At 47.4% G+C, this 7,440-nt stretch carries 13 protein-coding genes and 1 pseudogene; 4 read left to right on the plus strand and 10 right to left on the minus strand.

What is annotated here, in order from left to right:
* From IQ260_RS24240 to IQ260_RS24280, 9 genes and pseudogenes are all read right to left on the minus strand, one after another.
* A pseudogene (locus tag IQ260_RS24240) lies at nucleotides 1–1,044 on the minus strand (hypothetical protein); the annotation flags it as partial.
* Nucleotides 1,045–1,164: 120 nt separating this feature from the next.
* Complete coding sequence (locus tag IQ260_RS24245; protein ID WP_193995651.1) at nucleotides 1,165–1,467, minus strand: hypothetical protein; 303 nt, start codon at nucleotides 1,465–1,467, stop codon at nucleotides 1,165–1,167.
* An 82-nt stretch (nucleotides 1,468–1,549) separates the two neighbouring features.
* Nucleotides 1,550–2,161, minus strand: a complete 612-nt coding sequence (locus IQ260_RS24250; protein WP_193995652.1) for a hypothetical protein — start codon at nucleotides 2,159–2,161, stop codon at nucleotides 1,550–1,552.
* A 292-nt stretch (nucleotides 2,162–2,453) separates the two neighbouring features.
* The gene (locus IQ260_RS24255; RefSeq protein ID WP_228016395.1) at nucleotides 2,454–2,834 is read right to left on the minus strand and encodes a hypothetical protein; all 381 of its coding nucleotides are present in this window, start codon (nucleotides 2,832–2,834) and stop codon (nucleotides 2,454–2,456) included.
* Complete coding sequence (locus IQ260_RS24260) at nucleotides 2,797–3,261, minus strand: hypothetical protein (RefSeq protein ID WP_193995654.1); 465 nt, start codon at nucleotides 3,259–3,261, stop codon at nucleotides 2,797–2,799. Before IQ260_RS24260 ends, IQ260_RS24255 begins: the two co-directional genes overlap by 38 nt.
* Nucleotides 3,262–3,350: 89 nt before the next feature.
* Complete coding sequence (locus IQ260_RS24265; RefSeq protein WP_228016396.1) at nucleotides 3,351–3,566, minus strand: hypothetical protein; 216 nt, start codon at nucleotides 3,564–3,566, stop codon at nucleotides 3,351–3,353.
* A gap of 9 nt (nucleotides 3,567–3,575) precedes the next feature.
* On the minus strand, nucleotides 3,576–4,061 hold the full coding sequence (locus tag IQ260_RS24270) for a DUF3368 domain-containing protein (RefSeq protein WP_193995655.1): 486 nt from the start codon (nucleotides 4,059–4,061) through the stop codon (nucleotides 3,576–3,578).
* Nucleotides 4,051–4,305 (minus strand): UPF0175 family protein, encoded by a 255-nt coding sequence (locus IQ260_RS24275; protein ID WP_193995656.1) that lies wholly within the window; start codon nucleotides 4,303–4,305, stop codon nucleotides 4,051–4,053. The genes IQ260_RS24270 and IQ260_RS24275 overlap by 11 nt, the downstream gene beginning before the upstream one ends.
* Before the next feature lie 95 nt (nucleotides 4,306–4,400).
* The gene (locus tag IQ260_RS24280) at nucleotides 4,401–4,595 is read right to left on the minus strand and encodes a hypothetical protein (RefSeq protein ID WP_193995662.1); all 195 of its coding nucleotides are present in this window, start codon (nucleotides 4,593–4,595) and stop codon (nucleotides 4,401–4,403) included.
* A gap of 14 nt (nucleotides 4,596–4,609) precedes the next feature.
* Here IQ260_RS24280 and IQ260_RS24285 point away from each other — a divergent pair, with 14 nt between their 5' ends.
* Nucleotides 4,610–4,942: a hypothetical protein gene (locus IQ260_RS24285; protein WP_193995657.1), complete on the plus strand. Its 333-nt coding sequence runs from the start codon at nucleotides 4,610–4,612 to the stop codon at nucleotides 4,940–4,942.
* A gap of 55 nt (nucleotides 4,943–4,997) precedes the next feature.
* On the opposite strand, the gene IQ260_RS24290 is transcribed toward IQ260_RS24285, so the two are convergent.
* Complete coding sequence (locus IQ260_RS24290; protein WP_228016397.1) at nucleotides 4,998–5,987, minus strand: metal-dependent hydrolase; 990 nt, start codon at nucleotides 5,985–5,987, stop codon at nucleotides 4,998–5,000.
* Nucleotides 5,988–6,050: 63 nt separating this feature from the next.
* Here IQ260_RS24290 and IQ260_RS24295 point away from each other — a divergent pair, with 63 nt between their 5' ends.
* The 3 genes from IQ260_RS24295 to IQ260_RS24305 all read left to right on the plus strand — a co-directional run bounded on the left by IQ260_RS24295 (nucleotide 6,051) and on the right by IQ260_RS24305 (nucleotide 7,345).
* Complete coding sequence (locus IQ260_RS24295; protein WP_193995658.1) at nucleotides 6,051–6,344, plus strand: hypothetical protein; 294 nt, start codon at nucleotides 6,051–6,053, stop codon at nucleotides 6,342–6,344.
* Nucleotides 6,341–6,622, plus strand: a complete 282-nt coding sequence (locus IQ260_RS24300) for a hypothetical protein (RefSeq protein WP_193995659.1) — start codon at nucleotides 6,341–6,343, stop codon at nucleotides 6,620–6,622. The genes IQ260_RS24295 and IQ260_RS24300 overlap by 4 nt, the downstream gene beginning before the upstream one ends.
* A 180-nt stretch (nucleotides 6,623–6,802) precedes the next feature.
* Nucleotides 6,803–7,345: a hypothetical protein gene (locus tag IQ260_RS24305; protein ID WP_193995660.1), complete on the plus strand. Its 543-nt coding sequence runs from the start codon at nucleotides 6,803–6,805 to the stop codon at nucleotides 7,343–7,345.
* Nucleotides 7,346–7,440 lie beyond the last annotated feature (95 nt).

A 7,440-nucleotide genomic window follows, 5' to 3' on the forward strand; every position in this document is an offset into this window, starting at 1 on the left:
ATTTTTGAGTGTTTCTGTGAGGTTATTGGCCAAGAACTTGACTTGCCTTAACCGAATCAAGATGGGTATGTAAGCTGGGTAAAGATTTTGTCTTGTCCAATCAGCAAACATCTTGCAGAAAACACTTTTTCCGCGCCCAGCTTCTCCCTGAATAAACAGTATTTGGCCTGGAGAATTATTGTTACTAATTAGATCATGTTTTACCCAGACTTCAAGGCTTACATGATTTTCTTTAGGAAGGGGCTTGCCTTGGTTATCTAAGAGTTGGACATTGAGTGGGACATAAATATCTTGAAACCTCAACTTTTCTTCGTTGAAGACTTTCTCACAGGGCTGTAGCTGAATAATGTCTCGTAAGTAATCGTCAATGCTTTGATATTTCACCTGCTCTTTGCGCCACTCGTCAAACGTGGGTTGTCCCAGATGTTTTACTGCTTCTTCTGAAGAAGCCCAGACTCTATTCATATATCTAGGAGTTAGCCAAATTACCCGTGTTTTGAGCATTTGAGCGGATTCTTTATCTAGCCCTGCCTGTTCTAATCGAGCCTGCAATACCTGTCCAAACTCTTTTGCTAGCTTTGAGCTTGGAAAATTAGTTACTGTTCGACGAGCTTCGTCTTCTTCGAGGTATAAATTGCCTAATTCCTGGGTTTGTTGTGAGATTTCGTCTGAAGCTGGTTTCTTGCCAATCTTCTGTAAGAGGTTCTCATCTTGTAGAGAGACTTTGAAGCTTTCTAGATAGGCCGCTTGACTGACTAATGCAACGCATTTAGATAATGTCAGGGGTTTCTTGGTTTTGTCTAAATAGAATTTTAATAGTCCTGTGGCAATAGAGATAAAAGGTAGTCCTTTTTCAATAATGTCCACTAGAGGTGAGTTAAGGACATCTAGCAGTGAGTCTAGTTGGTTTACAAGTGGTCTCAGCTTTTGTACATTGGGCCCCTCTTTTTCAAGGACTTCAGCTAATCCAAAGACGACTTCTGCTGCTTTAGCTGTACTCTCAACGGTTTCTCCTGAAAGCAGGTCAGAAATATCAGTCGTCAAAAATTGCCAGATCCGACTTACCATTTTTGAGCATATGCCTTAGTGACGTCCCTAGTTTAGCTGTATTGAAGGATTTCGACATTGCGATCGCAACCAACCACGACCGCAACCCAAACCCAACTAACGCACCAACCGCACCCGCACTCGCCCACCACGCTGGCCACCCTTGAGCACCACCTGACCCTCTGGCACCACCACCGGCACCGACACCGCAAACCGCGCAGGCCCAGCCGACACACACCGCACCCGCACCTGGTAACCCACTACTGCCGCCCACTTGGTAGCAAACGCTGACGGCAGTTGCGCAAACCAGCACTCAGCCACATAGCCCGTAAACGAGCGCTCAGACTCACGCCAGCAGCACTCAACCGCACCAAACTCAGCGGCTAAACCAGACACAAACTCAAAAGGAACAGAACGCATAAACCTAACCAACGCAACGCGCCCTATTTACCTAATGATAGTGGGGTATTGGTTTGCCGTAACTCAGTGATAAGTTGTTCTCTTAATCTAAGAAATTGACTAATTTAGTACGTTTCTTGCGCACTAGTCTCATTTCAAATTCATCACCATGGTCACAAAGACAGGCAATATACTGTTTGCTATCGACTTTCATTTGAGTACAGGCATAATCTAAGGCTTCATGAAATTCCATATCAAAATAGAAACGACTTTTGGTGTAGGTCATAGTCATTCCCATTACTAAGAGATCCATCAACTTGCCTGTAAGTTTGGCATATGACTGTTCACGCTGGTCTTTTTTGTAAACTTCCTCACTTAGGCACTCATTAGCTAATTTCCTTATAAAAGCGTCTGATTTTTCTGTGCCGATTATATAAACATCATCTCTTTCAAATTCTGTAAAGCAAATTAAACCAGGAAGTTTTTTTGCAATTTTTTGCACGATTTCGGCATCACGGGAATTATGGCGCACTTCTGCCCAAAGCTTAAAGCCAGGACCTTGATGGTAATATTCAGTTCCCCCACGAGCTTTACGATGAATATATTGGAGGACTTCCACTGCGGGATGATTGTAATACTTGGGGGTACTTTCTAGTTGTTTTATTTTTTCACCTAGAGCACTAACATCTGGAACCTCAATTTTTAGATACTTCATTCGTGAAATCTCAATTCAAGTTCAGTGTATATGACTACAAATATACTTCAATTAATTTATGTATAGCGTTTTCAGAGCCAGTGAAGTACATTCAGTTCTTTGATTGAGTAGATTTTGAGGCTGAGGCCGTACCTCAATTGAGCTGAAATTGCTATATTACTAAAATAATAAGCGCACTAAAGTGGGATTTGTTCAGCTCATGGTGTGTTGTGAATTGGAATTGAAACTCGCGAAAAAAACAGTCTAAACCGGGGCCAAGTTATTACAATTCATTAGCGCTAGCCTACCCCACCTACCATGGCAACCATTTCCGCGTTTGTTTCGAAGTCTGCTCAACAGACGCCAAAATCCGACTATTCACCTCATCCTGAGACTCCCCACCAAGTCTCCCAATCTGCCGATCCAGCTCATTTGCCGCCAACGACTCATTCACCATATAGGCTTCCTGGGCAGGCTGGGGTAAGGTATCCCGCCGACCTTTCTTGCCACCGGTCTCCCGATATAGGTCATTCACCGTGCAACCAAACAACTCTTTCGTCTGAGTCACAGCCGCCTGTTCATATACATTGCCTGCACCGCCATTCTCTTTAATCGACTTATTAAACCGCCGATTAACCAGGGCTCCATCCACCCGCTTACGCGGCGGAATAAGCGCCTGGGAGTGTCCGCTCAAATCTAATTGGGAGGCGGTTTCTTCCTGGTTGGGTGCCTCGCTCTTCCACCAATTCAAAAAAGCCATGGGCTTCGTCCTGTTCTTGGGGCGTAAATTCTAAAAGTTGTTCCAAGCCGGTTTTAATCAGCTCTAGACCATCGGGATACATCAAAAACGCATCCAGGATGTCGTGCCGATACTCATAGTCCCAACGGTCTGGGGTGAAGTTAAAACTGTTTAATACCAGCATGTAGGCGTCTAAACAGCTTTCGTAGCTGGCCTGGGCCGAGAAGTGAGCTAATGCCTTAATCCAGGTGACCTTATAGCGACGGTCCCCGAACTGCTTAACGTCTTGAACGTAGTTTTGGGGCTGCGTCACCACACCACTGGCCTGGTTAAACCGGGTCCAGGCGTTCCAAACTCGTTTTTTTAGCTCGGGCAGCTTCATTGTGACGTCAATTAGCGTTGGCTTTAGGATACCGTTAGTTTTGGGATTGCTACAGCGGTTTGAGACTAATCGTATAGCAGGGCTGAGGCTTACGAATCAGACAGGCCACTATTCTGACTGCGGCGCTGTTCGATTTGGTTAAAGATGTCATCAACGGTGAAATCATCCAGTAATTGATGGCGGGTTTGAGTGTAGTCACCGGAGCCGGTGTCAAATTGGCGCAGAAATCGAATCATGCCGTCAAAACCCAGGGCTTTGGCCAGGGCTTCGTAACCGATTCGATTGATTTCGAAGGGAGACATCATGGCTAAACCTCATTCACCAGCTTGTTGTTTAAGCAACTGGACTAAACTCTTAGAAAGCCATAGGCCAGCATTTTGCAGAGCTTGGATTGGTTCTGCGACAGATGAAATAATGCCTCTGCGTTTGGCAAGTACAATCATTCCGCCTGTTCCCAGAGTGGGAATTTTGAGGCTCACAGCACAGCGACGAGCGGCAGCGTCATCGAGGAGGGCGGTGTAATCAGAATGGGCCAGGGCATAGCTGAGGACTTCTGATTCACCTGCTCCGAGATCCCAGGCAGATACTTTTGGATCGATAGTGATGGTTTCCAGTCGGTTGGTCCAAGTCGCTTGAGGTAAGCTTTGGGCTGCAATGTCGTCTTTGCAAGCGGTTACTTCACGCCACACAGCAGGAGGGACGTTTACCCGACCAAATAGCTTGGGCAATAGGTCAGCGAGCTGGCTTTTGTAGAGGGTAATCAGAGGAGATGCATTGATAATGACGTGTTTAATCGGCATTACTGAGTTCTTGGATTAAGTCAGCTTCGGTGTACTGGAAGGGGGATACCTGGTAACGGGAGAGTGCCTGGATGAAGTCAGCACGGGTTAATCCTGCGATTTCGGCTGCTTTGCCTTGGGAAACTTGTTCTAGCTCGTACCATTTGACAGCGGCAGCGATGCGCATTTCTTGGGCAAATTCCTCAGGGGTTTTGCGTAGAGCCGAGAAGGCGGTATCAGGGAGGTTAAGGGTGATGCTGGTCATGGGGGTTAGTTTGTGGGTTGTGGGTCTATGCTAACGGACCCATCTCTGGGCGTTTAAGTCTTTGTTAGGAATGATGTCGTGGGTCTGGTTTACGCTCACTGTTGGCCCCCTTCCATGCGGCGCTGTTTTAGATGGCCGTAGGTATCCATTTCTGCCTGTAGCTCTAGCTTGTAGCGCATGATGCTCCGGCGTTGGCCAGCGGCTTTAAATGAGGCTAGCTCGGCAATGATTGTTTGATTGATACGCCAGGGCGGGCGGAGGCGATTACGTTGGCAGCTATAGGGTGACAATTACATAGGCAGCAGTGGCAGCAGCGGATTTAGTGTTAATTCCCATCAGTCCAGCGTCCTATGACCTGTGGGCGGCGGAGCAAACCTTAGAACGGATGGACCCGATTCGGGCGATCTACACTGACATCAAGATTGCCTATGTGGTGAGTAAAGCGGTGGTGGGGTCTTCGTTGGATCGGGAGTTGCGCCAGGTGATTAAGGAGATGGATGGTGACTTGCTAAAAACGGTGGTGCATCAGCGGGTGGCGTTTCAGCGCTGTGCTGATGGGGCCACCATCTACGAGCTAAAGGATGAAAAGGCCCAGCGAGAGGTGACCAATCTGATCATTCCAGAATCAGAGCGGTGATGGTGCCAGTGGCCCACTGGTCGTTGAGCTGTGCGATAGCGTTAGAGCTGACTTGTCAGTTCGCCAGCTCTAACGGATGGTAGCTGAGCGTCACGGATTCACCAGATACGACTATAGTTTCCAGCTGTCGCCCGTCGCTAACGGTCTGGATCTCCTCAGGAAAATCAACAGCAATCGAACCGCTGAGATAAATACTGTTGCCAGGATAGGAATTCATCAGATTTCCCAACGCTGCTGCCAGGTCCTGATCATTCAGTGAGAGAGTCTTTGTTGCTCGCTGTGTTAGCTTACCTGCCTTAGTCGTGAGCTTTTCAGCAATGATGCTTTCACCAGTTTTATAAACACCTTGACCATCCGTGACGATAAACTCTGAGCCTTCATTGCCGAGAATCAGATAGCTACCAGTGGCGTCTGTACGGTCATGATTCCACACACCGATAATGTCGGCATACACCTCGGTGGTGGCAGCATTACGGTTATAGGTTGCGATCGCACCGTCCCGCAGTCCCAAACCTTGATTTACCTGGGTTTGTACACCACCCGCACCCGCCAGCCATAGGCCAGTCACCAGAATCGCGATGGCAATAGAGAGCACCCAATATTCACCAGGGCCGCCCGTACAGATTCTACGTTTAGGATTGCCAACGCTGATGGCCCACACTGGCACTGGCCAAAATAGCTGGACCCCCTGACGAGTGAAGCAATCGGCAAAGCAGGCCAGCACATGACCCAATGGCAGCGCTAGCCATGGTTTTATTGACCCCAGCGTAAACCCTATTCCTATGGATATCGCAGTGAGCGTGACCGTGGCCACTAAGGAATGGGTGATGGATCGATGGGGATAGCGGTCTTCAATCCATGAGCTGATGGGAAAGCAGATTTGGCCGATCAGGCTGGTGGTGGTATCGACATCGGGTAGCTGGGAGCCCAATACTGCCAAGCCTAACGGTAGAGGGGCTGCTGTACCTAGAAATAGGGAGACGCCTGCGGTTGCGATTCTCCGGGGGAGAGGCTTTGCCAACGCAGCATGAGTAATCGCCATCATGGACAATCTTACAGATAACCAGTAGGGTCAGAATTCCCGCTGGAATGCACTGCCCAAAACACCATGGTCACCATCTTTAGGCTCGGTGGAGTCCTGTATCTGATCTACACCCGAGACCATCATCCACCCCATGTCCATGTCAAACCCAGTCCTACTCGACCAGAATGGGAACTGCGCATTTATCTTGGCAGACGAGAAGACGGAGGTCCCGATAACTATGGCAAATCATTTGGTGAAACCGATATTCTATCGGGAAAAATCAAAGCCTCTAAAATAGATGAGTATGTTAACCTGCTTGCCCAAAATCTTGACCAAGCCTGGGACGTCTGGGATTCAATTTATGGAGATACCCAATGAACACAAACCAGACTCTGCATGATGCCGTGGTTGTCGCCCCCCCGGTCAGACCAGAGGATATCATTGATGCTCATTATGATGCTGACACCCGTGAAATCGTCGTTAGCTTTCAAGATGGCAAAGTAGCCCGCGTACTTATCACCGAGTTTGAAGAATTTGCTACTGCCACCGCCACGGACTATGAGCATCTGGATGGCACCCGCTCAGGCGTGACCTGTATTACCGATACGGTTGATTTTGCCGTCGCAGCTAGCTGGTGGCGGAAACAGGCTATTTGACGACAGGAAAGTAGGGAGAATTGGGATTGTAATTCTCCTGATGAGAGGCTTTGCGATCGCAATGTGGGTATAGGAGTTGTGTTGAGTACGAATACAACATCTTGGCTGGATTGCCCTACTCCTGATTTAGATAATTGAGTCACAATAACCGAATCTCAGGTCGTGAGGTAAAAAACCGTAATGTCAATTCCAGAAAATCTGTTTGGGATGGTGTTGGAAATTGATAAGGAGCTTATAAATCAGGGGATTAACCCACATGTAAGGTACGCTCTGGCATCTGACGAAGTTTTGAAGCGCCTTTATCCTAATAGTCCATATATCACTCCTGATGATTCGATTTCTGACGCTATCCGACAAATTTACAATCAGATTTATAGTTTGAGAGATCTTCAGAGTCCTTCTGTTCATGTCGGGGCAGTGATTTTTCGGGACATCTTCTTTCCTCTTAGAATTCCTGTCGATTTTGGCTACAATCCTGTAAATCCTGTCAACCTTCTAGAAGGCATTACGGAAACTCAAAAGCAAATTTTCTTTAGTGATAAAACAGAGTCTAGAAGATTCTTTGATCAATTTATTGACCTTATGGACTTTGCGCATGGACTTCATGAATTGCAAGAGTTAATCTCTATTCCTGCAAGAACATTAGAGTGGTGGACGATGGCAAGGCAGCAACTTGAAGCAGCGGCAGCAACAGGGCGAACGCATACATATCTTAATAATTGATGCAGGGATTGAAGCATCAGTCTTAGGATGACGATGCCCTCTAGCAATCTAGGTGCATCTAGACATGTCTAGCCCATCCATTTCACGGCTCAAAT

Origin of the sequence: Leptolyngbya cf. ectocarpi LEGE 11479 (assembly GCF_015207065.1) — a bacterium.
GTDB lineage: Bacteria > Cyanobacteriota > Cyanobacteriia > Phormidesmidales > Phormidesmidaceae > Leptothoe > Leptothoe ectocarpi.

Coding starts and splice junctions, on each gene's coding strand:
- IQ260_RS24265 (WP_228016396.1), bottom strand. CDS start 3,566: ATGATGTCTCCCTTCGAAATCAATCGAATCGGTTACGAAGCCCTGGCC.
- IQ260_RS24295 (WP_193995658.1), top strand. CDS start 6,051: ATGGTCACCATCTTTAGGCTCGGTGGAGTCCTGTATCTGATCTACACC.
- IQ260_RS24305 (WP_193995660.1), top strand. CDS start 6,803: ATGTCAATTCCAGAAAATCTGTTTGGGATGGTGTTGGAAATTGATAAG.
- IQ260_RS24290 (WP_228016397.1), bottom strand. CDS start 5,987: ATGATGGCGATTACTCATGCTGCGTTGGCAAAGCCTCTCCCCCGGAGA.
- IQ260_RS24260 (WP_193995654.1), bottom strand. CDS start 3,261: ATGAAGCTGCCCGAGCTAAAAAAACGAGTTTGGAACGCCTGGACCCGG.
- IQ260_RS24270 (WP_193995655.1), bottom strand. CDS start 4,061: ATGCCGATTAAACACGTCATTATCAATGCATCTCCTCTGATTACCCTC.
- IQ260_RS24300 (WP_193995659.1), top strand. CDS start 6,341: ATGAACACAAACCAGACTCTGCATGATGCCGTGGTTGTCGCCCCCCCG.
- IQ260_RS24250 (WP_193995652.1), bottom strand. CDS start 2,161: ATGAAGTATCTAAAAATTGAGGTTCCAGATGTTAGTGCTCTAGGTGAA.
- IQ260_RS24275 (WP_193995656.1), bottom strand. CDS start 4,305: ATGACCAGCATCACCCTTAACCTCCCTGATACCGCCTTCTCGGCTCTA.
- IQ260_RS24245 (WP_193995651.1), bottom strand. CDS start 1,467: ATGCGTTCTGTTCCTTTTGAGTTTGTGTCTGGTTTAGCCGCTGAGTTT.